This is a genomic window from Pumilibacter intestinalis (genome assembly GCF_943193005.1).
Lineage (GTDB): Bacteria > Bacillota > Clostridia > Christensenellales > Pumilibacteraceae > Pumilibacter > Pumilibacter intestinalis.
In genome coordinates this window covers 1-24,057 of sequence record NZ_CALPCH010000006.1, presented here as the reverse complement: position 1 = coordinate 24,057, position 24,057 = coordinate 1, and the positions used below count along the sequence as shown (strand labels likewise).

The window sequence follows — 24,057 nt, the reverse complement described above, 5'->3', positions numbered from 1 at the left end:
ATACAATGTTTGATTTTGACAAAAACTTCGAGGAATACGTTATAAAGTGGTACGAAGCGCACCGCGACGAACTCGAAAACGAAGACGAACTCGAAGACAAAATGCCCGAGCTTTACGAAAAGTGGTCAAACGAGCCGCTCGAGCAATTGAGCGGACTTTCTCCGCACGCCTTTTTCTACAACATAGACGCGCCCGACCTCATAAAAATCATGACGTCGTCGTGCGAGGGCGAGCAAAATCCCAGCTCACTGCTGTTAGACAGAATAACCGAGGTGCGCGAATGTGCGCAGGGCTTGCGCGACTTAATCCGCACGTCGCAGTGCGTCAAGGCGAAAACCATAGCGGCTAACCTGCTCACCGAAATGGACGAGAGCCACCCGCTCGACGTTTACGCGGATTTGATTTGCGACGAAACCGCCGACGAGGGACTGCGCGAAATAGGCATAGAGGTGCTTTGCGAGCACGCCGACGAAATTTCGGACAAGCTGTATAACGCAGTGCCTAACGCGAACATGGCGCAAAAGGGCATGATAGCCGAGGTGCTCGTTAACGCCAAGCACGACGACCGCACGCTCAGGCTTTTGGAAGAGCTGTTTTCGAGCGGCGACAACGTGCCGTTTTACGCGGGACTTATGGGCAAGTACGGCGACGAACGCGCCGCGGCGATGCTGTACCGTGCGCTCGACACTTGCAACTACATGGAGTATGTGGAAATAAAGAACGCCATAGAGAGAATGGGCGGCGTAGTGGAGGACTCCCGCGATTTTACCGACGACCCGTATTATAGGGCTATGAAAAGCATAGAATAGTCGGTGTATCCGTCATTGCGGTGAGCCTTGTCATTGCGAGCGTAGCGAAGCAATCCCCTGCAATAGAAAGTAACAGTAGCGGTACCTGTTCCATGCATGAGATTGCCACGGGTGCAAGCACCCTCGCAATGACGTGTACAACCTTGTCATTGCGGTGAGCCTTGTCATTGCGAGCGTAGCGAAGCAATCCCCTGCAATAGAAAGTAACAGTAGCTGTACCTGTTCATGCCTGAGATTGCCACGGGTGCAAGCACCCTCGCAATGACGTGTACAACCTTGTCATTGCGAGCGTAGCGAAGCAATCCCATACATGAGAAACCAAATGCTAACGGAGGTGAGTTTATGGCGAGAAAAATTATAACGCTCGATATGATAAGAGCGAACACCGAGTTTCGCAAACTTATAGATTGCGCTAATACAAATCTCGAATATATGGGCTATACCGAGCACGGACTTCGGCACGTGGGCTACGTATCCAAAACCACAGCCAACATACTCGCCGAACTCGATTACAACGAACGCACGGTGGAGCTCGGAGCGATAGCGGGCTGGATACACGATATAGGCAATTCCATAAACCGCAAGCACCACGGGCTTACGGGGGCGACTCTCGCATACGACGCGCTCAGCCGCATGCACATGGACGTTTCGGAAATAGCTCTCATAATAGGCGCGATAGGCAATCACGAGGAAGAAAACGGACTGCCCGTAAACCCCATATCCGCCGCGCTCATAATCGCCGATAAGTCGGACGCTCACCGCAGCCGCGTGCGCAAAAAAACGTATAACGCAGAGGATATTCACGATAGGGTGAATATGGCTATAAAAAAGAATTACCTCGTTGTGGATAAGGTAAAGCGCAAAATAAGGCTTGTGATATTCATGGACGATATTTCGTCTACCATGGATTACATGCAGATTTATCTAACGCGAATAATGCTTTGCGAAAAGGCCGCCGAGTTTTTGGGGTGCGTGTTCGAACTTATGATAAACGGCATGATAATAAACAGGCAGAAAAAGATTGCCGCCGAACCCGCTCTTTCGGCAAGCGAAAAAGAGGTAAGCGAGGAATAGCGGCAAAAGTATGTCATTGCGAGCAAAGCGAAGCAATCTCGTGCATTAGAAAGTAACAGTAGCTGTACTTGTTCCATGTAGGAGATTGCCGCGCTCGCATAGCTCGCTCGCAATGACAAGTACATATTTCAATCCTGCGGAACATACACATAAGTATGCGCAGGATTTTTTCTATAGCCATGCTTATTGTGGGCACGGTAATCGGCGCGGGCTTTTGCTCGGGACGGGAAATAGTGTCGTTTTTCGGAAGCGGCGTTTCGATAGTTGTTGCGCCCGTGTGCGGCGTGAGCATCTTTTTCGTTTGCATGCTCTTTCTTTCCATAGGCTCGCGAATAGGCGAAAAAAGTTTCGATAAAATAAATTCCGTTCTGCTCGGCAAATACCATTTTGCGGCGGATATTTTTTTGCTTGTAAACAATCTAATCGTTTTGTCCGCCATGATAGCGGGATTAAACAGTCTATTAAAACCGTTCGTGCCCTTTCCCGTGTTCGGAGCGGCGGCTGCCGTGTTGTGCGCGGTTATCGCCTCTAAGGGCGTGAGCGGTATGCTCGATTGCAACTTTATAGTCGTGCCCGTTATAATAGCCGTGCTCGCCGCAGTGTGTTTCGCGTCGTTCGGCACGGAGGTAATGGATGCGTCGCTCGGCATGTTTCGCATGCGCATATTTCCCATAGCGGCAATGTACGTGAGCATGAACATGATGCTCGCCTCCACCGTGCTTACCACTTTGGGCAAACTGACCCGCAAGCAGATAGTGCTTTCGAGCGCGATAGCCGCGGCGAGCATAACCGCTTTGCTCGCGCTAATCATAACCGCACTCAATTGCACGGGTAACTATTCGGCGGAAATGCCCATACTCGAAATTTCGGCGGGCGCGGGCAAGTGGCTTTACGTTCTGCTTGCGGCGGTAACGGGAATAAGCATATTCACAACCATGCTCACGGCGGTGGGAGGACTCGTGGGGTATCTCGGCGGTAAGGCGGGCGGAAAAGTATTCAATTCCGCAGTGGTTGTCATAGCCGGCACGGTCACCTCTTTTCTCGGCTTTACGCGCGTTGTTTCGCTTTTCTATCCGCTCGTGGGCGTTGTGGGATTGATATACATAGTTATGTGTATTAAGTTCGTGTGCAAGGCGGCAAAACCGCGTAAAAAAATTTTCGGAAAGGGCGTTCAATCTGTTGACAAAAGTTCAACGGGGGGGGGTATACTTAATACATAAATATTAAATACATGTAAAAAGCGGCGGAACTATCCGCCGCTTTTGCGTTGTTTTTTTATCGCGTTTATCTCGATTTTTTTACGTGCTTTTCTATGAGAGCAACGGTGAGATACATGAGAGCCGCGAGCAAACAGAGTATCATTGTGCTTGTCATAACGAGGTCGAGTTTGAAAACCTGCCCGCCGTATATAATGAGGTAACCGAGTCCCGCGCTCGAAACGAGGTATTCGCCCATTATAACGCCTACCCAACTGAGTCCCACGTTTATCTTGAGTACGGATATCAGATTGGGAAGGGAGGCGGGGAGCAAGAGCTTAAACAGTATCTGAAATTTGTTTGCGCCCATTGCCCGCATTAAAAGTATCTTGTCTTCGTCGCACTCCATAAATCCCGCGAGCACGCTCATTATGGTAACTATAATGCAGATAAGCACCGTCATGGCGATAATCGCGCCGTAGCCCGCGCCCATCCAGATTATTATTACCGGTCCGAGCGCGATTTTGGGCAGGGAATTGAGCACCACTATATACGGCTCGAGCACCTTTCTGAGCGTTTTCGACCACCAAAGCAGTATTGCAATAATCGTGCCGAGCACGGTTGCTATCAAAAAGCCGCAAATGCACTCGAGAAGAGTTATGCCGAGATGTTTGAAAAGGTCTTGCTTAACGAGCAGTTTGAGCGTGCGGAACATGCGCGACGGGCAACTTGTGATAAACGAGTCTATCACCTCGGTTTGCGCGAGCAGTTCCCACAGCCCGAAAAACAGTATCAATAACCCTATTTGCAGGGCTATTATCTTTATTTTTTTCTTGCGTTTGTCGGATAAATATCGCTCCCTGAGCGTTAAAGTCTTTTTCATACGCTTACGTCCTTATAAATCACGTCGAACCACCGGGAAAACGATTGGTCTTCGCGCCGAGCGAGCGGCGAGCCGGATAGCTTCGGTTCGTAAATTTTCTTTACGGTTGCGGGGCGGTGCGTGAGCACCACTATCCTGTCGGCAAGGCTAATCGCTTCGGAAATATCGTGCGTTACGAGTATGGCGGTCTTTTTCTCGGACTTGATTATTCCGTGCACGTCGTCGCATACTTTAAGACGCGTTTGGTAGTCGAGCGCGGAAAACGGTTCGTCGAGCAGCAGTATTTTGGGGCGGTAGGCGAGCGTGCGAATTAACGCCGCGCGTTGCCTCATGCCGCCCGAGAGCTGATTGGGATACGCTTTTTTGAACTCGCCCAAGCCGTATTTGTCTATGAGCCCGCTCGCGTATTCCACCGCCTCGGGAGTTTTCTTTTTTTGCAGTTCCGGCCCGAGCAGTGTGTTTGAAAGTATTGTGCGCCAAGGGAACAGGTGGTCGCGTTGCAGCATGTATCCTATGTCGCCTACGGGGCGGTCTATAATCTCGCCGTCGAGATATATTTTGCCGCTCGTGGGTTTCATAAGACCGGAAATAAGCGTGAGTATTGTGGTTTTTCCGCAGCCGCTCGGACCTATAACCGCCACGAATTCGCCTTCTTGTATACTTAAGTTCACGTCTTTGAGAGCTTCGGTTTCCGCTTCGTCGGTTTGATATATTAGCGAAACGTTGTCAATCTTCAGTATTTCCATAGCCGACTCCTTTGCGGCTAAAGCAGTTCCGCCGCTACGATATCGGCAATCGAGTTGTCTACGGCAAGAGAGAAATCCGCTCTGCCGCTTAAGTTGCCCGCGTTGGTCATTATATCTTGCAAAAGATTGAAATCTTCTTCTTTCATAACGGGGCTGTGGCACCATGCGTCTATTTTGAGATAGTTTTCCACAGCCGCGGCTATAGATGTAAGAGTAGTGCCGGCAAACGATTTTTCGAGCGATTTGGCTACCGTTTCGGAGTCGTTCTCTTTCATGAAATTGTATCCGCGTATCACGGCTCGCAAGAAGTCGGTTACAGTGTCTTTGTTATCCGCAATGTAACTTTTCTTGGCGGAGAAAGCGGTATACGGCACAAAGCCGCTCGCTTCGCCTACGCTCGCTACGATGTAGCCTTTGCCTGCCGCCTGAAATTCCGAGGCGGTCGGCTCGAACATGGTGCAGTAGTCGCACGCGTTGTTTCCCTCGAACGCGCCCACCATTACGTCGAATTGCACCGTGGTGTCGAAATTCGGTCCAGAGGTGTCAACGCCCGCTTGGTTCATCACGTATTCGAGCGTCATTGCCGGCATGCCGCCTTTACGCCCCGCGAGTATGTGCTTGCCTTCGGTGTCCGACCATTTGAAATTAGGCTCGGGATTTTTGGCTACGAGAAAAGAGCCGTCGCGCTGGGTCAATTGTCCGAATATAACGGGGTAGTCTTTTTGTCCTTCCACATGGCAGTAAAGCGTTGCTTCGTAAAAAGACCCAAAAAAGAGGTGAGAGCTATTTCACGTTCCACTTAATAGTAACGCTTTCGCCGTCTATAATTATTTTTTCTATGAGCAGTTTGAGCAGTTCGCGCTTTTGCTTTTTGGACGCGCTCTCAAAGCCCGCATGTATGGCTTTGAGTTTGCTTATCGAAATTTGCGGCGCGTTTGAAACAAAACGCCGCTCGTTTTCTATAACGGCAGCGTTCTTTCGTATTTTCTTGTCGAGTTCCTCGAATTTGTCGGCGTAGGTGTCTTTGTCTATTTGCTCGCTTAGATATAAATCGAGCATTCGCTCCTTTTGCTTTTTAAGTTCGGCGTTTTGCGCCGTCAGTTCGTCGGCGAGTGTGGAGCCGTGAATTAAGCTCGCAAACTCGGCGAACTCGAGGTTGCAAACCGCTCGCTCTATTAGTTTTTCCAATTCGTCGGCGGGATAAATTTCGTTTCGGCAGGGCGCGCTTCCGTGTTCGGCGGGATTGAATTTGAGTCGAGCCGCGCATCCGTAAGAGGTGTATGTATATTTGGTTTCGCCGCAAGATTTGTGCTCTCTGCGCTTGCCGCAAAAGGCTCTGCCGCACGCGCCGCACGTAATAAGTCCTGTGAGCAGGTAGGGGGTGTTGTCGTGCTCGCGAACGGTGCGGTTGCGCTCCACAACCTCTTGCGCCCTAAGATATGTTTCGTAAGAGATTATCGGTTCGCAGTTTACCGCTTTTATGAGTTCGCCGCAATGATTGAAATAGCCGGCATAAAGCGGCCGCTCTATAATCGGCTTGCAACACATGGGGTTTGAAAAATATTTGATATCGGGGAAGCGGAGTTTGCAATATTCGTACAACTTTCTGAACGAACAGCCTTCGGTATATTTAACGAACATTTCGCGTATCGCCTCGGCTTCGTTTTGCACAATTTCCAGCCTGTCAAGCTCCCTGTTGAGTTTGTAGCCGAAAGGCGGTTTGCCGGGGCAGGTGTATTTCCCGCTTTTGGCGCGGGCGTGTTTGCCCATTTCCATGCGCTCTACTATGGTTTCTCGCTCGAGTTCGGAAAAGGTTGCCGACATCTTGAGCGCGGCTCTGCCGAAAGGGGACGACAGGTCGAGATTTTCGCCGAGCGAGTAGAGCGACACCGAGAACTTATCGAAAAGCTCGACCAGTTCGAGCACGTCTTTTACCTTGCGCGAAAGTCTGTCGAGCTTGTAGATAAGCACAACGTCTATTTTATCCGATTTAACGTCGCAAAGCAGTCGCTCCATTTCGGGGCGGGCGAGGTTCTTGCCCGAAAATCCCTCGTCGGAATATATTCCCGCTATTTCGTAACTTTGAGCGGTTGCGTAATGTTTGAGTTTTTCCTTTTGTACTCCGATTGAATACCCTTCGGTTGCTTGCTCGAGGGTGGACACTCTGCAGTACAAAGCCGCTCTCATACGGCGGAAAGTTTATTGTTTGTTTTTGCCATAAATTTCAATGCCTTCCTTTTTATACAACTACTCGCGCCAAAAGTCCAATAAAAAAGCATAGACCGTTATCTTATGTAATGGTTTTATGATTGTAACTGTTTTGTGAATGTAACGGTCCTATGAACTCGGGCAAGCCGCCGCGCATATACGGTAATATGCGTAAAAAGCGTATCCGGCCTAAAATCACCCATGTAACCGCCGACGGCAAAACCATGACCGACGCGGAGTTTATGCTCGAAAAGTTTACCGTGAATGCGGAAGACAACCGCGACTTTCACGTAAAATGCGAGCGGGAACTGCGCCGCGTAAAGTTGCAAGAGGAAAAGTAAATCGCGCGGTTAAAAGATTGTCATGCTGTATACGGTGGTGATGTGTTCAACGAAAGTTTTCACGCCCTCGAAATCTTTCTCCATTTTGTAACCGTATTTATTCATTATTTCGTTTCTCACCTCGTCGTAGTTGTTCTTGATATAGTAGGTGAGTTTCACGCGCAAAGTATCGCCCTTGCTCTCGTTTCTTGCGAGATACTTGTATTCTTCGGTCATTACAAGTTCGCCGAGAAACAAATTTCGCGCCACGAGTTTGGTAAGATTGGTGATAACGTCGAAGGTGAATTTGGAAAACCCGCAGTCGAAAATCAAAAAGTGTTTGATGTTCGGCAGTTCTTTTTCTATCTCTTCGTCTTTGTCGGTTTCTTTTGAATTCAACATAATGCTTCTCCCTATTTCGTAATTCTACATTTTTTATATTTATATTTTACAACACTTCGGTATAAATTATTGCCGCATGTAAAATATTGCATTAACGCGTACAATATAGAAAGATTTTGCATTATTGAGAAGAAATCGGCAACTTTAAGTAATAATAAGTAATTTTCGGTAACTTTAGGTAGCTTTCGAGGCGGGGCTTTATACCGTAGCTTCGGGGCCCATAAGACCGATATCCGCCGATTTGGAGGCGATAGCCGTCATAACGTTATTTGAACCTCCGCCGTTGCTGAGCTTGATTTCTATGCCGTATTCGTCGAAATAGCCGTTATTCATGGCTACGTACAGCGGAGCATAGAAGATGCTATGCGTCACTTCGCTCAGTCTGATTACTTTCTTGTCGCTTTGTTCGCAACCGAATATCGGTAAGCATAGCACAAGTACGCCCAAAACAGTTGCGAGTAGTCTTTTCGTTTTCTTCATTTTTTGTTTTTCTCCTTTTTTTACAAACGCCGCACGCTACGACGCGGCATTTATATCTCATACTATGCCTAAACTCGGGATTGTGTGTATGGTGCGCAAAAAACTTGATTTATTCGCCCGATAGTGTTATAATTTTGTGTAATATTTACGGAGCATATAAAATGAACAAGACCTACGAACCTAAAAGTTTCGAAGACAGAATTTACGCCGATTGGGAAAAGAAAAAGTATTTCGCGGCAAAACCGAATAAAAACAAAAAGCCGTTTACCATAGTTATACCGCCGCCCAACGTGACGGGTCAGCTCCATGTGGGGCACGCGCTCGACGACACCATTCAAGACGCCATAATTCGCTATAAGCGCATGCGCGGTTTCGAAACGCTGTGGCTTCCCGGCACCGACCACGCCGCTTTGGCAACCGAAGTTAAAGTTATGGAAACTTTGCGCGAAGAGGGGCTTACCAAAGAGGGGCTGGGGCGCGAAGAATTCCTTAAGCGCGTTTACGCTTGGAAAGACAAGTACGGCGGCAGGATTGTGAAGCAGTTCAAAAAAATGGGCTTTTCCTGCGATTGGGACAGGCTCGCTTTTACCATGGACGAAAAGTGCAGCCGAGCCGTTCGCGAGGTGTTCGTTAATCTATATAATAAAGGGCTTATTTACCGCGGCAACCGTATTACCAATTGGTGCCCTTGCTGTAAAACCGCTATATCGGACGTGGAGGTGGAATACGAGCAAGCCGCCTCGCACCTTTGGCACATAAAATACAAAATCGACGGCGAAGACGGATATATTACCGTTGCCACAACGCGCCCCGAAACCATGCTCGGCGACACTGCCGTTGCGGTAAATCCCAAAGACAAGCGGTACGCTTCCGTGATAGGCAAAAATCTCGTGTTGCCGCTCACCGGCAGAAAGATACCCGTAATAGCCGACGAATACGTTGAGAGCGATTTCGGCACGGGCGCGGTGAAGATAACGCCGGCGCACGACCCCAACGATTTCGAGGTGGGGCAACGCCACGGACTCGAAACGATATGCGTTATGAATAACGACGGCACAATGGCGGAAAACGCGGGCGCGTATGCGGGGCTCGACAGGTTCGAGGCTCGCAAAAGAATGGTTGCCGACCTCGAGAAAGAGGGACTGCTCGTAAAAATCGAAAATCACGACAACAACGTGGGGCATTGCAGCAGATGCCACGCCGTGATAGAGCCCATGGTTTCGCGGCAGTGGTACGTGAAGATGAAACCGCTCGCCGAGCCCGCCATAAAAGTGGTAAACGATAAGAGCATAGAGTTTTTGCCCGAACGCTTCAAAAAGATATATTTGCACTGGATGGAGAATATCCGCGATTGGTGCATTAGCCGTCAGCTTTGGTGGGGACACCGCATACCCGCGTTTTACTGCGACGGTTGCGGCGAAATGACGGTTAGCAAAGAGGATATTTCGGCGTGCCCGCACTGCGGCGGCAAAGTTCGTCAGGACGACGACGTGCTCGACACCTGGTTCAGTTCCGCGCTTTGGCCGTTCTCCACGCTCGGATATCCCGACAAAACCGCCGACCTCGACTATTTTTATCCCACCGACGTGCTCGTGACCGCATACGATATAATATTCTTTTGGGTTGCCCGCATGATATTCTCGGGGCTCGAGCATACGGGAAAAATACCTTTTCACAAAGTGCTTATACACGGCATAGTGCGCGACTCGCAGGGGCGCAAAATGAGCAAGTCGCTCGGAAACGGCGTCGACCCGCTCGAAATCATAGAAACGCACGGGGCGGACGCACTGAGAATGTCGCTCGTGTGCGGCATATCGGCGGGCGGCGATATTCGCTTTTCGTCCGAAAAGCTCGAGGGGTATCGCAACTTTATGAACAAGTTGTGGAACGCCGCGCGTTTTACCGTGCTTAATCTCGAAAACGCCGACGTGCTTGCGCTCGAAAAGGTGAAACTCACGCTTGCCGACAAGTGGATACTCACAAAGCTCGACGACGTAATAAAAACCTGCGTGAAATATATGGACAAATACGAGGTGGGGCTTTGCGCTTCCGCGCTCTACGATTTTACCTGGAGCGATTTTTGCGATTGGTATATAGAGCTTAGCAAGACTCGTCTGTATAGCACCGACAGGGGAGTGCGCTCTGACGCGGTGAGCGTTCTCGTGCACGTTCTTCGCAACATATTGCAGTTGTTGCACCCCATAGTGCCGTTCGTAACCGAGGAGATATATCAAAACCTGCCTCAAAACGCAACCGAAAGCATTATGGTAAGCGAGTATCCTTCGGGTGCGCCGAGATACGCCGCCGCAAAAAAGCAAATGGACGCGGTAATGGAAATGATAACTCGCATACGCACGCTCCGCGCGGACATGAAAGTGCCCTCGAACAAGCGCACGGCGTTGTATATAGTTCCCGCCGAGGGCAACGAAAAGTTGCTTAAAGCGGGCGCGGGATATATGGAAAAACTCGCGGGCGGCAACAGCGTTACGTTCGGCAAGCCGAGCGGAAAGTGCGCCACCGTCGCCACGCCTTGGGCGGAGATATACATTCCCATGGACGAACTCGTTAACCCCGCGGCGGAACTCGAGCGGCTCAATAAAGAACTCGAAACGTGCGAGTCCGAACTTGCCCGTGCTCTCGGCAAGCTCAACAACGCAGGCTTTACGGCGAAAGCTCCCGCCAAACTAATAGACGAGGAAAAAGCCAAAGCCGAGAAATATGCCGAGCTTAAAAAGAAAATTTTGTCTGCAATCGACGAAATGAAAAATGTGTAAACAGGTTAAGCCCGCAACACCCCCTACGATAGCTTAATTCTCGGTCTGCCTTAATGCGCACTCCCCATAGGGAACAGACATACGATTATAAAAAGCTCTCAAACAAATTTGTTTGAGAGCTTTTAACTATACATTTTAATAACGATAAATTGAAATTTATATATCAAATAAATTTAATATCCGTATCTTATATTACCTGCAATAAATAACAAGACAAAGAACAAAATTATTGCAACACCAAAGACTATGTGGCTTGCTATTTTGAGTGCTTTACTCTCTTTCACCGTCATACGCAAAATTGAGAGCGTAATTGATGCGATTATTATTGCAATAGCACACCACAGCAGATACGCAATTCCATCTCTGTTGATTTTATCGAAAATGCTGTAATAATAATAATACCTACCAATAATCTGCTCGCCGTTTTCATTATAGCCCGGCAATACAGCTTCATCACAAAAAAACTTTATGAAATACAACGGAACGATTGCACAATTAATAATTATTTTTACGATTTCAACGATAAAAGCTGTTTTTCTTTTCATTAGACGCTCTCCGCTAAATTACTGTTTATCGCACAATCATTATATCACGAAAAATGAAAGAACGCAAACGATTGAATTTTGCGGGAAATATAAAACATATCTATAAGAGTAGGTATTTTTTTGTTTGGTTCTTATCCGTATTACTCGGAGAAGAACATAAGAGAGATTTCGTCGATGAAATTCTTGACTCCTTTAAAGTCTTTTCTCAAAGTGCACGTGTGATATTTGCAAGCCGCTGCTTTTATGATTTCGTAGTTCTCGTTCAAGAACTTTGTGAGCATGACTCGCAAAGAGTCGCCTTTTTTCTTGCTGCCCGTAACGGCGGTATACTCGTTTGCGAGTTTGGGATTGTCTTTCGCGCTCATGTTTCTCGCAATGAGAATAGTGAGGTTGCGAATTACATAGAACGGTCGTGTTTCGAATTCGCATTCCTCAATCAAAAACTTTTTGATTTGCGGTAAGAAAGAGCTGATTTCGCTCTCGGTAGGAAGGTTGCTGTTTAACATTTTCATAATCTCCTTTTTTTGTTTATTTACGCTGTTTTAGGGTAATTACAACTAATCTGCCGTTATTCGGAATAGAACATAAAAGAAATATCGTCTATAAAAGATTTGACTCCGCGGAATTGGCTTTGCAAGTTATAACAATGAGTTTTTTTCGCCGCCGCTCTTATGATTTTGTGGTTTTCTTTCAAAAACTTGGTGAGCATAACCCGCAGGGAGTTGCCTTTCATTTTGTCGCCCGTAACGGCTGTGTACTCGTTCGCGATTTTCAGATTGTTCGCGCTCATGTTTCTCGCAATGAGAATAGTGAGGTTGCGAATTACATAGAACGGTCGTGTTTCGAATTCGCATTCCTCAATCAAAAACTTTTTGATTTTGGGCAGGTAGTAGTTGAACTCGTCCTCGTTCACGGTTGGTTGGGTAAAGTTTGTCATTTTGTTTTTCTCCTTATAGGTTTTATTTCCGCTATCTGCGGCTGAAAACATTTTACTACAAACCGTATAATAGAGAAAAGGGAATGTTTTTTCAAAAGGGTATTGACAAAGTTTGGAACGTGTGCTAAAATCAATATATAAGAAAAATTACCCTAAAAGGAGCTGATTCAGGGCACAAAGAGCAGCGTTCGTTTTTAACAAGATTATGGAGGTATCCGTTATGAAAACGGTTGGTTAATTAACGCAAGAGTAAATCGGTTTATTTACTTTTGCGCTTTTTTATTTCAAGGAGGGATTTGTATGGTAAAAGTAAAAGTCGGCGCAAGCAAGAAACGGCAAAGACGCGGAGCGGTGTTTATATCCGCGCTGTTTACGGTGATACTGTGCGTAATAACTTTTAGCGGGTGTATTCCCATAAATCATCCGGCAAACTATTACACCGAAGAAGAGCACGTACAAAGAGTGTCGGAAAGGGTGGAAGAAAAGTATATAAAAACGGGAAAGTACGACGGCTACGAGCTTTTCAAGTTATATGACGAAAACGACGAATTCAAGTATTTTTTGGTGGAATTCGAGCCTACCGGATTTGTATATGTAGAAATAAACGCAAACGGCGGAGTATCGTTTGGCTGTGCAACATACGGTATGTATACGCAAGACAGATTATCTGATGATGCGAGCGAACCGTGGGAGCGATACTTTTTTGAGGATAATATAAAAGTGGAATTGGAAATGGATGAGAATGGTAATTGCAAAACTTATACCGACAGTCATTTCAAAGCAGCAAATATTGATGAGGAAAAAAGATATTTTTTATATGTAAAACAAGATAGATTTCCGGGATATATTCCTGCGGTAAAAAGAGGGGATAAATACTTAAATCTTGTATCTATGAAAGAATTCGAATATGTGCCAAATGTGTGTGACGATGTGTACGCCATAGCTATTTACCCATTTATTTATTCATATCAATTCGATTTATAAAAATCAGTACGGAGGAGAGAATGATGTATAAAAGTATCAAGAAGGGCAATCTCATACGGTCTGCACGTCATTGCGAGGAGGGCGTAGCCCGACGCGGCAATCTCAGCCGAGAGAAAAGGCACAGCCGCTGTACGTGTTCCATGTTGGGGATTGCCACGCTCGTTTCACTCGCTCGCAATGACATGTATCACCAAACCCGTCATTGCGAGGGCATTTATGCCCGTGGCAATCTCATTCATCAAACCCGTACAAATGCGCTCAATATTTGGGCGTATTTTTTTGTATGAATTTTCCAAAGGGTATTTGACATTCGACACATGTATTATATAACGATAATGCAAGAAAGTGTAGATAAGGATGAATTGGCATGGAGAATTATAAATTCGGGAAAAGCAAGAAACGGCAAAGACGCGGAGCGGTATTTATAGCCGCGTTGTTTACGGTAAAGCTGTTTGTAATACATAACACACAAAAACACCGCGTAGCCGATTTGTACGCGGTGTTTTTTATTTAGTTATATATTGTTTTTAGGCTTTGCCGTTGCAGCCGAGTACGTTTACGAGTTTGTGTTTAACGCACTGTTTTATCATTTCGCGAGCGGGGGCGAGGTACTGGCGGGGGTCGAAATGAGCGGGGTTTTCGTTAAAGTGCTTTCTTACCGCCGCGGTAAACGCCATGCGAAGGTCGGAATCTATGTTTATCTTGCATACTGCCATGCTTGCGGCTTTTCTGAGCATATCCTCGGGAACGCCTTTTGCGCCGGGCATAGAGCCGCCGTTCGCCTGTATTATCTGCACGTATTCGGGCAAAACGCTGCTCGCGCCGTGGAGAACAATGGGGAACTTGGGAAGGCGTTTGGCAACCTCTTCGAGGATATCGAAACGAAGGCGGGCGTCGCCTTTGAATTTGAACGCGCCGTGGCTTGTCCCGATTGCAATGGCGAGACTGTCCACGCCCGTTTTGCTTACGAATTCTTCAACCTGGTCGGGGTCGGTGTAGCAAGCGTTAGCGTCGGATACGTTTACGTCGTCTTCAACGCCGGCGAGTCTGCCGAGCTCGGCTTCCACGACAACGCCGCGGTCGTGCGCGTATTTAACCACTTGCGAGGTGATTTTGATGTTTTCGGCAAAAGTGTGGTGGCTTGCGTCTATCATAACGGAAGTGAACCCGTCCTCAATAGCCGAAACGCAGAGTTCGTAGGTGTCTCCGTGGTCGAGATGCAAGCAGATGGGAAGTCCGCTGTCTTCCACCGCGGCTTCAACCAATTTCTTGAGGTAGCGGGGATTTGCGTATTTGCGCGCGCCGGAGCTAACCTGAAGAATGAGGGGGGCGTTTTCTTCTTTGCCTGCCTCCACGATACCCTGTATCATCTCCATGTTGTTCACGTTGAACGCGCCTATGGCGTAACCGCCCTCATACGCTTTGCGGAACATTTCCTTAGTGTTTACTAATGGCATAAAAATACCTCCGATTTATGTAATGCGACTCTATTATACTATATATAGTGTAATTTGGCTATCGAATTCACGTAAATAAATTGACTTTTTTTCGGCGGGGTACTATAATTGAATTGAAGACGGAAACGCAACAACGCGCTTACTGCAAAAGGAGAAGATAATAATGTTAGACCCCAGAGTGGAAAAACTCGCGAGCAATCTCGTAAATTATTCCGTAAGAGTGAAGAAAGGCGACAAGGTGCTCATAGAAGCGTTTGAAACCGACAGTCAAATAGTTACCGAACTCGTAAAGAAAGTATTCGAAGCGGGCGGACAGCCCTTTGTGGAAATTCGCGACAACAAGGTGCACCGCGCAATGCTCATGGGCGGCAACGAAGAATATTTCAAGAATTGGTGCAAGTACGATATTTACCGAATGCAGGATATGGATTGCTATATAGGAGTGCGCGGCTCGTTCAACTCGTTCGAAACGAGCGACGTTCCGAGTGCGCAGACCGAGCAGTACGCCGTGCTTTACAGTCACCCCGTGCACCACAACACTCGCGTGTGCAAAACTCGCTGGGTGGTGCTTCGCTATCCCAACGACTCCATGGCTCAGCTTGCGGGCATGCCCACCGAAAAATTCGAGGATTTTTACTTTAACGTGTGCAACCTCGACTATTCCAAAATGGACAAGGCAATGAACTCGCTCAAAGCACTTATGGACAAGACCGACAAAGTGCGGCTCGTTGCGCGTGATACCGATATCAGCTTTTCCATAAAGGGAATAGGCGCGATAAAGTGCGCGGGCAACATGAATATACCCGACGGCGAGGTTTACACCGCGCCCGTGCGCAACAGCGTAAACGGCGTAATACATTATAACGCGCCGAGTATTCAACAGGGCGTTAAATTCGAAGACGTGCGCCTTGTGTTCAAAGACGGCAAAATCGTGGAAGCAACGAGCAATTTCACTGAAATGTGCAACGCCATTTTCGACACCGACGAAGGCTCGCGTTACGTGGGCGAGTTTGCGATAGGCGTTAATCCGTTCGTTACGCAACCCATGGGTGATATACTTTTCGACGAAAAGATTTCCGGCTCTATTCACTTTACGCCCGGCGCGAGCTACGAAGACGCGTTCAACGGCAACAACAGCGCGGTTCATTGGGACTTGGTGCTCATTCAAACTCCCGAATACGGCGGCGGCGAAATTTGGTTCGACGGCGTGCTCATAAGAAAGGACGGCAGGTTCGTTCTTCCCGAACTCGAATGCTTAAATCCCGAAAATCTTAAATAAAGCGGGGAAAGGAAATGATAGAGGTTAAAACGATTTTGAGCGCGCAACTCATGCGTAAATACAACCGCACGCAGGCAATGAAGCGCATTTGGATAGCTTTCGCTTTAATGGCGGTTTTGATTGGCATAGGCATTGCGTGCTTATTCGATAAAGACTTGGGAATGCCTTTTTCCGTGCCCGTAATTATAGTGGGCGTTTCGCTTCCCGTGTTCTACGTGATTTTCACCCGCGCCATGATAGAGCGCGCGCTCAAAAATTCGCCGCTAATCAAAAACGAAACCACGCAGATATTCAGATTTGCTTCCGACCGCATGATGGCAAACGAGTCGAGCAAGTACGTAACGGCGCAAGACACGCAGATATCTTACGACGCAATATTAAAAGCCGAGGAGCGCGAAGAAGCGTTTTACCTCTTTATAGGAAAAACGCAGGCTTACATTCTCGACGCGAAAGGATTTACCATGGGTTCGCGCAGAGAATTGCATTTCTTTTTGCTCGATAAGCTCGGAAACAAGAAATTCAAATATCTCAAGAGGTTGTACGCCGCGAAATGATTGATTTTGCGCAAAATATAAAGCTGAATTTCGGCGCGAAATACGTTGCCGAAGACACGGCGTCTTATATTTTGTATAAGTTCGACCGCGCGTCGCTAAACGGCGGCGCGGTGTCTATGGAGCGTTTTGCACGCTTTTTGGGACTGGAGATAATGTGCGAATACATAACCGGCGACTGTACCGAAATTCTCGGCACGGCTGTTTTCGAGCCGCAACGGATATATCTCCGTTGCGGTTTTGCGGATTGCGTCGCTCCGTCGGCTATAGTGGAACGCGACGTTATAGAGAGCGGTAACGGCGCGTTGTATAACTTTACGCTCGCCATTCTTTGCGCCGAGTATTTGTTTTACCGAGTGAAAAACGGGGAGCAGGAGAACGGGCAACTGTCGTTCGGCTTGGAGTCGGTGGAAAGCGAGCGCAACGTAAGCGCGAATATAAATTCGGCGTTTGCGCTCATTGAAGCGGAGGAGGGCGCGGCGAGTTTCGCGCTCAAACTGCTTTTGCCCAAAAACGGATTTAAGCGGCAGGTTGCGGAGCTTTACGCGCAATTCGGGGTAAATCGCGCCACGGTAGACGGAGAAAGGCATTTGCCTGCGGTGCTCGAGTCGCTCGCCGAGCGTTACAACGCGCCCGAGGCGGCTGTCGCGGCTCGGCTGAAAGAATTAAATCTTTACTAAAAACCGTTTTTTGCAAAAAGACCGCTGATTTGCTTGCAAAAAAAGCAAAAAAAGTATATCATATATACGCAATAAAAAAATCTTCGGAGGATTTCCCAATATGGCAAACAAAGATGTTGTAAAAGTCGGCATCAACGGCTTCGGCAGGATAGGACGCCTTGCGTTCCGTCAGATGTTCGGCGCGAAAGGTTACGAGATAGTAGCTATCAACGACCTTACCAGCCCCGCTATGCTTGCAAACCTGCTCAAGTACGATACCGCTCAAGGCGGCTACTGCGGCAAGATAGGCGAGAATACGCACACCGTATCGTCTAAAGAACCCGTATTCGAAGCCGACGGCAAAACCGTTAAAGTTCCCGGTTCCATTACCGTTGACGGCAAGGAGATAACCATATACGCTATGCCCAAAGCGCAAGACCTGCCTTGGGGCAAACTCGGAGTAGACGTTGTGCTCGAGTGCACCGGTTTCTACTGCTCCAAAGAGAAATCCATGGCTCACATCACCGCAGGCGCAAAGAAAGTTATCATCTCCGCGCCCGCAGGCAACGACCTTAAAACCATTGTTTTCAGCGTTAACGAGAACACTCTTACCAAAGACGACCAGGTAATTTCGGCTGCTTCGTGCACCACCAACTGCCTTGCGCCCATGGCTAAAGCTCTCAACGACTACGCGCCCGTTCAGTCCGGCATAATGAGCACCATTCACGCTTACACCGGCGACCAGATGATACTCGACGGACCGCACCGCAAAGGCGATATGCGCCGTGCCCGCGCAGGCGCAGCCAACATAGTTCCCAACTCCACGGGAGCGGCAAAGGCTATAGGTCTCGTTATACCCGAGCTTAACGGCAAACTTATCGGCTCGGCTCAGCGCGTGCCCGTGCCCACCGGTTCCACCACCATACTTACCGCCGTTGTTAAGGGCAAAGACGTTACCAAAGAGGGCATCAACGCCGCAATGAAGAAGGCGGCTTCCGCTTCCTTCGGTTACAACGAAGACCCCATCGTTTCCAGCGACGTTATCGGCATGAAATACGGCTCGTTGTTCGACGCTACCCAAACCATGGTGTCCAAAGTGGGCGACGACCTCTTCCAGGTTCAGGTTGTTTCTTGGTACGACAATGAGAACTCCTACACCAGCCAAATGGTTAGAACCATAAAATATTTCGCCGAACTTTAATTCGCGATAAAATCAAACGCAAAAAGCCCGTCCTTCAAAGGCGGGCTTTTTGTTTAAGTTCTTTGTCATTCGCCGAAATAAAGCATTGACAAACGGTATAATCGGAGAGTATAATTATATTCGAACGTTAACATGCGGAGGGAACTTTATGGAACTTAAAATACTCGGAAGCGGCGGCGGAGAGGGATTTCCCGCGTTGTTTTGCGAATGCGACCATTGCAAGGCGGCGAGGAAAGCGGGCGGCAAGAGTTTGCGCTCGCTCAGCCAAACGCTTATAGACGGAAAATTGCTTATCGATTTGCCCGCGGCTACTCACGCCCATTGCTTGGCGCACGGGTTTGGTTTGGGGCATGTGGAGCACTTGCTCATAACCCACACGCACGCCGACCACTACGTGCCCGAAATACTCGACACGCGCGGCGGCGGCTTCGCGCACAATATGGCGGCGGAAAAGTTGAATATATACGGTAATAAGGACGTAAAACGCCGATTCGAGGGCACGTTCGAGCTGTTTCCCATAGGCAAGGAAATTCGCGAAAGCATAGTGTTGCATGTTGTGCGTGCCTTCGAGCCGTTTACCGCGGGCGAATACAAAATAACGCCGATTAAGGCATGCCACGCGTTCGAAGAAGACAGTCTCAATTACATAATAGACGACGGCGAGAAAGCGTTGTTGTATTTGGTAGACAGCGGATATCCGTACGAAGAAACGCTTGACTTTATAAATAATTACGGAAAGAAATTCGACTGCGTGGTAATGGACGCGACAATGGGCGACAGCTACTACAAAGGGCACATGAACCACGACGAAAACAAAAAGCTCAAAGAATACTTGATATCCTCGGGCGCGTGCGATAAATCATCGAAATTTATAATAACGCACATTACGCACAACCACACAGGCACTCACGAATACGTGGAAAAGATTTTCGCGGGCAGCGGGATAGAGGTATCGTACGACGGTTACCGAATTAAATTCTAAGCCTAAAAAACCAATTGCATTGTAGCCTATTTGATATCGGTCATGAGTTCGAGTACGGTGTCGTAACCCTTTTCGGCGGCGAGGGAAACTGGGGTTACGCCGCCGTTGTCGGCGCGGTTGTAGTCCGCGCCCTTTTTGATAAGAAATCTCGCAACGTCTTGCGAGCCGTAAGCGAGCGCGTAATGCAACGCGGTTTTGCCTTTTTGGTCGGCGGCGTTGAGTTCCGCGCCCGCGCGTATAAGCTCTTTTACGGCGTCTTTGTAACAGTGATTGTCGGTAGCTAAAATAAGAGCCGTTCTGCCGCGCGAGTCCTTGCGGTTTACGTCGACTCCGCGACTGAGCAGTATTTGTTGCGCGGCAACCAAGAAATTCAGATTTTCGAATTGCAGGAGCATAAGCGGAGTAATTCCGTCGTTGTTCGGCTCGTCGAGCGTTTTGAGAGTTTCGAGTATTTTCAGTCTGTTTTTGTCCATGCGCTCGCGGTCGTTGCCCCCGAAATAAGATTTTTTGTTGGCGACTATATGCGCCGCGGTCAAACCGTTAACGTTTTTCAGCGAGTCGTCCGCGCCGAGTTCCATAAGCGTTTTTACCGCGTTCGCTTGAAACCTTTCGCATGCCGAGTGAAGCGGGGTGTTGCCCGCCTGCGCGGGCGCGTCCTGCGTTACGTTTACGTCCGCGCCGAGTTCCGCCATTACTTTGAGCATTTCCGCGTGACCCGAATATGCGGCGGCGTGCATGGCCGAAACGCCGCTGTTATCGAGCACGGTTGCCGACTCGCCGTCGAACAGCCGCGCCGCCTCTTCGAAATACGTGCATTTCTCGTTTCCGAAACAGTTCGGTCCGGATTGAGCGGCAATTATGTGTATGGGCGTTTTGCCGTCCGCTATGGCGGAGTTTATATCTATGCCCATAGATACGAGCTTTTTTATCGCGCCTATTCCCGCACGCCACGAAAAGCACTTGTCGCGCAAGCACCAAACCCCGCCGCTGCTGTATTTTTCGGTAAGACTTATTCCCGCCTTTTGCACCATATCGAGAATTGCACCGCTTTCGTCTTTACGCAGAACGTCGGGAAGAAGGTTTGCCAAATGTCTGATTTCGTCGTCGTCGTCCGAGTCTATTGTGTTTATTAGTTTTTGCATTAAAAACATAGCGGGTGCAAGGCAGTCGTTTTCTTTATCAAATGCAAATGCGTTTGAGGTAATGCGGCTTAGTTCGGAGAGGGGAAGGCGGGTGTATTCGCATTCGCCGTTTGCGCCGTTTTCCTTGAGCGCAATGCAAAGCCCTTCTTTTCTGAAATCTTTCGCCGCTTGCAACGGCGTTTCGCCCGCGGAGTTCGCTTCGTTCACGAGCGATTTTTCGTGCGCAAGGCTTAGCGCGACCGTGTTGTGGTTGTTCTTTATTGCGATTAAAAGCAGGGAATTGTCGTTCTCGTCTTTGTAGTCTATTTTTGCGCCCATGTCGAGGAGCTTGGGGAACAAGCGGCTCGAAGTTTCGTTGTCGTTGCTCTTTACGAGATACGCAAGGGGAGAATAGCCCTTTGAGTCGAGAGCGTCGAAATTGTCGCCGAGCAAATCTGCTATTTCGATAACTTGAGGATTGCTTGCGTTTCGGCTGTAAAAATCGCCTACAAGCTCCGTGCGAGTGCCCGAGAGAAAATGCCAACACGTTCTGCCCTCGGAGTCGGTGCGGCTCTTGTCCGCGCCCGCGGATAAAAGCAGTTTTACCATTTCGAGATTGGAGCGGTAACACGCGAGCATCAAAGGAGTTACGCCCTTGCCGCCGCCGTCGGTTAAGTCTATATCGAGTTTGCGCTCTGCTATAGATTTTACGGCATTGTAAAAGTTATGCCACACGAGCAAGTGCAACAGCGTGTATTTGTACGCGCAAACGGGTGAGGTTAGTTCATCGTCTGCCGCGGAAGCAACGGCGTCTTCGGCTTCTTCGATTTCTTCCTTGGAAAATATGTTGTATCTGTGCATGGAGTCGTTTTCCCGATTGCTCCACCAGGGCACGTATTTACCTTGATAACTTGTGCTCGATTTGGAAAGTTTTTCGGTAAGCTGCTTGATATCCATTATCTTCTCCTTAATTTGTCAGTTTTCCGCGCCCGCCGTAATCAGCTTTTCCACTATATCGTTGTAGCCTGCTTCCGTGGCGTAGTAAAGCGCGGTGTGACCGTCAAGGTCGGCAACCGTAACGTCCGCGCCGCCGTCTATGAGTGCGCCCGCTATGTAGTTGTAGCCGCCGTACGCCGCGAGTATGAGCGCGGTTTCGCCGTCTTCGTTGCGCTCGTCGAGCTTTGCGCCGCACGCTATCAGCTTTTTAACGAGCCGCTCGTTGCCGTTGTTTGCGGCGTAGTGTAGCGGCGTGTTGCCTTCTTCGCCGCTTATGTTCGCGTCCGCGCCCGCGTCGAGCAGCAGCTCGGCAATCAATAAATTGTCGTCTTCCGCCGCGGTGCAAAGCGGGGTAAACATACCGTCGTTCCGTGCGTTTATATTGCACTTGCCGCTCGCAAGCATGGCTTTCACCACTTCGCTTTGCCCATTGTGACAAGCCTGATGAAGCGGCGTGTTGCCGTATGCGTCGGTAGTGCCCGCCTCGTCCGCGGAAATATTTCCTATGAGCTGAACGAGTCCGTAAGCGTTGGCGTAGTCTAACGCGGTGCGCCCGGCGTTGTCCGCCGCCGACGCGTCTGCGCCGAGTTCTATCAGATATTTTGCGGCTTCTGCTTTTTTCGCCTCTATTGCGTACATGAGCGCGTTTTTGCCGTCTTTATCCGTTGCGTTAACGTCCGCGCCTCCGTCTGCGGCAAGTTTGATTACCTCTTTGTTGCCCGACGCGGCGGCATAGTGCAGGGGAGACACCGACGTGTTGGAAATCGCGTTTATGTTCGCGCCCTTGTCTAACAAAAGTTTTACTATATCCTTATAGCCCTTTTTGCATGTGTAGTGCAGAGGCGAAAGTCCCGCGCCGTCTACCGCGTCCACGTTTATGCCGTCCTTTTTGAGAAAGGCGATAACAACGCCCTTTTGTCCGTTTTGACATGCCTTAAGCAAAAGTTGTTCCATTTTTACCTCCGCCGTGTTCGACTGATTTTATACCGTAATATTATATAACTTGCAAACGGGTTTGTCAAGTTTGGGAGAATTGCTCCGTCGGCGTAAAATTTACATTTTCCGCTATGTATAAGCGTTGAATAGTGAATTGATAGTTTTATAAAAAGAACGAACCTGTTCGGTTCGTTCTTTAACGAAAATGGTGGAGAATATGTAACGTAAAACGAATTTTATAATTCAAGCCAACTGTGCTACAAGGTCAAGAAACTTTTTCTCGTTAAGAATTTCATTGGATACATATTGCCCATTGTAAAATACGGCATAATTTGTCCACGCCATAGGTGCTTTTTGCGCCTTTTCTTTACTGTCTAACAACACGCTTTCAAACGGTATGCCTTTTTCTTTCGCAACTTGCTCGACTATCGGAATATATTTAGCCGTGAACGGACAACCGTGCGAATAATAAACTATGAAACCTTGCTTATCTATTTGCGGCGTTTTTGCGCTGTCTTTGAATTTCGGAACGGGTGCATTATCGTCAAAAGGCATATACAGTAATGTAAAAAACGGCTCGGCTTTGTCCGCTACCGAAAAACCTTTATAGGCGAGATATTTCGGGTCTGATAAAAACGGCATTTTATTCGGTGAAGATATAACGGTTATGCCGTTCTTGCCTTGCGCTTTTGCATCGGCAATACAAGCGTTTAATAAATCGTTAGCATAGCCGTGTCCCTTGAACGAACCCGAAACCCAAAAACAGTTTATGTGCATATAGCCGTCCGCTTCGATAGGACACCAAGCGTTTTCGGCGGGTATATACTCGATAAAGCATTTACCACGCTCGGTAGATTTCAAAAACACCAAACCGTCTTTAAGTCTTTCGGATAGCCACGCTTTTTTGCTCGTTACTTGAATATCTTTATTGTTTGAGATAGCGCAACAGATATGTTCTTTATCTAAATTTTCAAGAGTGAGTTTTATATATTCCATTTCGATTAAACCGCCTTTTAAGATATTTATATTATATCACAAATAAACGGCATTTTCAACTATATAACTGCGCTTAAAGTATAATGGCACTGTGGCGGGTGCTTGATAAAACAAGCGGCTCGCTACGAACCGACTAAACACAACAAACAAAACTGAGAAACAGCCGAAAAAGCAAAGCGGCAACGAAAAATCGGGGTTCGCGCGCAGGCTTTCCGCGAAAATTGAAAATAAAAAAGGTTGCACACTTTATGTGTTCAACCTTTAACGAAAATGGTGGAGCTAAGGGGAGAGGCGGTCGCTGTCGCTCCCTTGGTGGCGAGTGTGGCGCACAAAGCGAATTGCGGCTGTATTTGTCGCCACCGCGAACTATCGCCTACGACTCAAAATTTCTCATTTCCACATAGTTTCACCACAAAAAAAGCAGGGATAAAACCCTGCTTTTTTATGGTGGAGCGGAAGAAACCTAAAACGAATTTTGTCCGAGTTGATTGGATACAAAATGTTCCGTGCCGGTACTGTTC

Annotated in this window: 25 protein-coding genes; 12 read left to right on the top strand and 13 right to left on the bottom strand. The window is 48.2% G+C overall.

Annotation, left to right across the window (positions count from 1 at the left end; genetic code table 11):
- Window positions 1-5: 5 nt before the first annotated feature.
- The 3 genes from NFR55_RS04120 to NFR55_RS04110 all read left to right on the top strand — a co-directional run bounded on the left by NFR55_RS04120 (window position 6) and on the right by NFR55_RS04110 (window position 3,103).
- Window positions 6-809, top strand: coding sequence for a hypothetical protein (locus NFR55_RS04120; RefSeq protein ID WP_251546576.1), 804 nt, complete (start codon window positions 6-8; stop codon window positions 807-809).
- A 342-nt stretch (window positions 810-1,151) separates the two neighbouring features.
- Window positions 1,152-1,883, top strand: a complete 732-nt coding sequence (locus NFR55_RS04115; protein WP_251546574.1) for an HD domain-containing protein — start codon at window positions 1,152-1,154, stop codon at window positions 1,881-1,883.
- 155 nt (window positions 1,884-2,038) lie between these two features.
- Entirely contained in the window at window positions 2,039-3,103 is a 1,065-nt protein-coding gene (locus tag NFR55_RS04110) for a hypothetical protein (protein ID WP_251546572.1), read from the top strand.
- A 64-nt stretch (window positions 3,104-3,167) separates the two neighbouring features.
- On the opposite strand, the gene NFR55_RS04105 is transcribed toward NFR55_RS04110, so the two are convergent.
- From NFR55_RS04105 to NFR55_RS04090, 4 genes are read right to left on the bottom strand one after another with little or no spacing between them, the layout of a single operon-like run.
- On the bottom strand, window positions 3,168-3,962 hold the full coding sequence (locus NFR55_RS04105; protein WP_251546570.1) for an ABC transporter permease: 795 nt from the start codon (window positions 3,960-3,962) through the stop codon (window positions 3,168-3,170).
- On the bottom strand, window positions 3,959-4,708 hold the full coding sequence (locus NFR55_RS04100) for an ABC transporter ATP-binding protein (protein ID WP_251546540.1): 750 nt from the start codon (window positions 4,706-4,708) through the stop codon (window positions 3,959-3,961). The genes NFR55_RS04105 and NFR55_RS04100 overlap by 4 nt, the downstream gene beginning before the upstream one ends.
- 17 nt (window positions 4,709-4,725) lie before the next feature.
- Window positions 4,726-5,442, bottom strand: a complete 717-nt coding sequence (locus NFR55_RS04095; RefSeq protein ID WP_251546537.1) for an ABC transporter substrate-binding protein — start codon at window positions 5,440-5,442, stop codon at window positions 4,726-4,728.
- A 49-nt stretch (window positions 5,443-5,491) separates the two neighbouring features.
- Window positions 5,492-6,895, bottom strand: coding sequence for a recombinase family protein (locus NFR55_RS04090; protein ID WP_251546535.1), 1,404 nt, complete (start codon window positions 6,893-6,895; stop codon window positions 5,492-5,494).
- A 152-nt stretch (window positions 6,896-7,047) separates the two neighbouring features.
- Between NFR55_RS04090 and NFR55_RS04085 the strand changes: the two genes are divergently transcribed.
- Window positions 7,048-7,257 (top strand): hypothetical protein, encoded by a 210-nt coding sequence (locus NFR55_RS04085; RefSeq protein WP_251546533.1) that lies wholly within the window; start codon window positions 7,048-7,050, stop codon window positions 7,255-7,257.
- 9 nt (window positions 7,258-7,266) lie between these two features.
- Here the strand turns inward: NFR55_RS04085 and NFR55_RS04080 are convergent, their stop codons facing one another.
- Together NFR55_RS04080 and NFR55_RS04075 are read right to left on the bottom strand one after the other, a co-directional pair.
- Complete coding sequence (locus NFR55_RS04080; RefSeq protein WP_251546531.1) at window positions 7,267-7,638, bottom strand: hypothetical protein; 372 nt, start codon at window positions 7,636-7,638, stop codon at window positions 7,267-7,269.
- Window positions 7,639-7,836: 198 nt separating this feature from the next.
- A complete protein-coding gene (locus NFR55_RS04075; RefSeq protein ID WP_251546529.1) occupies window positions 7,837-8,118 on the bottom strand; it encodes an ABC transporter substrate-binding protein in 282 nt (93 codons plus the stop codon).
- Between the two features lie 161 nt (window positions 8,119-8,279).
- On the opposite strand from NFR55_RS04075, the gene NFR55_RS04070 reads away from it, so the two are divergent.
- A complete protein-coding gene (locus NFR55_RS04070) occupies window positions 8,280-10,892 on the top strand; it encodes a valine--tRNA ligase (protein ID WP_251546527.1) in 2,613 nt (870 codons plus the stop codon).
- Window positions 10,893-11,065: 173 nt separating this feature from the next.
- On the opposite strand, the gene NFR55_RS04065 is transcribed toward NFR55_RS04070, so the two are convergent.
- From NFR55_RS04065 to NFR55_RS04055, 3 genes are all read right to left on the bottom strand, one after another.
- Window positions 11,066-11,437, bottom strand: a complete 372-nt coding sequence (locus NFR55_RS04065) for a hypothetical protein (RefSeq protein WP_251546515.1) — start codon at window positions 11,435-11,437, stop codon at window positions 11,066-11,068.
- A gap of 140 nt (window positions 11,438-11,577) precedes the next feature.
- The gene (locus NFR55_RS04060) at window positions 11,578-11,943 is read right to left on the bottom strand and encodes a hypothetical protein (protein WP_251546512.1); all 366 of its coding nucleotides are present in this window, start codon (window positions 11,941-11,943) and stop codon (window positions 11,578-11,580) included.
- 62 nt (window positions 11,944-12,005) lie between these two features.
- Entirely contained in the window at window positions 12,006-12,374 is a 369-nt protein-coding gene (locus NFR55_RS04055) for a hypothetical protein (RefSeq protein ID WP_251546510.1), read from the bottom strand.
- Between the two features lie 300 nt (window positions 12,375-12,674).
- On the opposite strand from NFR55_RS04055, the gene NFR55_RS04050 reads away from it, so the two are divergent.
- Window positions 12,675-13,358 (top strand): hypothetical protein, encoded by a 684-nt coding sequence (locus NFR55_RS04050; protein ID WP_251546508.1) that lies wholly within the window; start codon window positions 12,675-12,677, stop codon window positions 13,356-13,358.
- A 367-nt stretch (window positions 13,359-13,725) separates the two neighbouring features.
- A complete protein-coding gene (locus NFR55_RS04045) occupies window positions 13,726-13,872 on the top strand; it encodes a hypothetical protein (protein ID WP_251546506.1) in 147 nt (48 codons plus the stop codon).
- Window positions 13,873-13,885: 13 nt separating this feature from the next.
- On the opposite strand, the gene fba is transcribed toward NFR55_RS04045, so the two are convergent.
- Window positions 13,886-14,815 carry a class II fructose-1,6-bisphosphate aldolase gene (gene fba / locus NFR55_RS04040; protein ID WP_251546504.1) on the bottom strand — a complete coding sequence of 310 codons (930 nt, stop codon included), beginning with the start codon at window positions 14,813-14,815 and terminating at the stop codon, window positions 13,886-13,888.
- Between the two features lie 163 nt (window positions 14,816-14,978).
- Between fba and NFR55_RS04035 the strand changes: the two genes are divergently transcribed.
- From NFR55_RS04035 to NFR55_RS04015, 5 genes are all read left to right on the top strand, one after another.
- Window positions 14,979-16,094 carry an aminopeptidase gene (locus tag NFR55_RS04035; protein ID WP_251546502.1) on the top strand — a complete coding sequence of 372 codons (1,116 nt, stop codon included), beginning with the start codon at window positions 14,979-14,981 and terminating at the stop codon, window positions 16,092-16,094.
- Between the two features lie 14 nt (window positions 16,095-16,108).
- Window positions 16,109-16,648, top strand: coding sequence for a YcxB family protein (locus NFR55_RS04030; RefSeq protein ID WP_251546500.1), 540 nt, complete (start codon window positions 16,109-16,111; stop codon window positions 16,646-16,648).
- Window positions 16,645-17,325, top strand: a complete 681-nt coding sequence (locus NFR55_RS04025) for a hypothetical protein (RefSeq protein WP_251546498.1) — start codon at window positions 16,645-16,647, stop codon at window positions 17,323-17,325. The genes NFR55_RS04030 and NFR55_RS04025 overlap by 4 nt, the downstream gene beginning before the upstream one ends.
- Before the next feature lie 100 nt (window positions 17,326-17,425).
- The gene (gene gap / locus NFR55_RS04020) at window positions 17,426-18,505 is read left to right on the top strand and encodes a type I glyceraldehyde-3-phosphate dehydrogenase (protein WP_251546496.1); all 1,080 of its coding nucleotides are present in this window, start codon (window positions 17,426-17,428) and stop codon (window positions 18,503-18,505) included.
- A 148-nt stretch (window positions 18,506-18,653) separates the two neighbouring features.
- Entirely contained in the window at window positions 18,654-19,487 is an 834-nt protein-coding gene (locus NFR55_RS04015; RefSeq protein ID WP_251546495.1) for an MBL fold metallo-hydrolase, read from the top strand.
- A gap of 26 nt (window positions 19,488-19,513) precedes the next feature.
- Here NFR55_RS04015 and NFR55_RS04010 read toward each other — a convergent pair whose 3' ends face one another.
- The 3 genes from NFR55_RS04010 to NFR55_RS04000 all read right to left on the bottom strand — a co-directional run bounded on the left by NFR55_RS04010 (window position 19,514) and on the right by NFR55_RS04000 (window position 23,536).
- Window positions 19,514-21,565: an ankyrin repeat domain-containing protein gene (locus NFR55_RS04010; protein WP_251546493.1), complete on the bottom strand. Its 2,052-nt coding sequence runs from the start codon at window positions 21,563-21,565 to the stop codon at window positions 19,514-19,516.
- 18 nt (window positions 21,566-21,583) lie between these two features.
- Window positions 21,584-22,558, bottom strand: coding sequence for an ankyrin repeat domain-containing protein (locus NFR55_RS04005; protein WP_251546491.1), 975 nt, complete (start codon window positions 22,556-22,558; stop codon window positions 21,584-21,586).
- Between the two features lie 225 nt (window positions 22,559-22,783).
- Window positions 22,784-23,536 carry an N-acetyltransferase gene (locus tag NFR55_RS04000; protein ID WP_251546489.1) on the bottom strand — a complete coding sequence of 251 codons (753 nt, stop codon included), beginning with the start codon at window positions 23,534-23,536 and terminating at the stop codon, window positions 22,784-22,786.
- Window positions 23,537-24,057 lie beyond the last annotated feature (521 nt).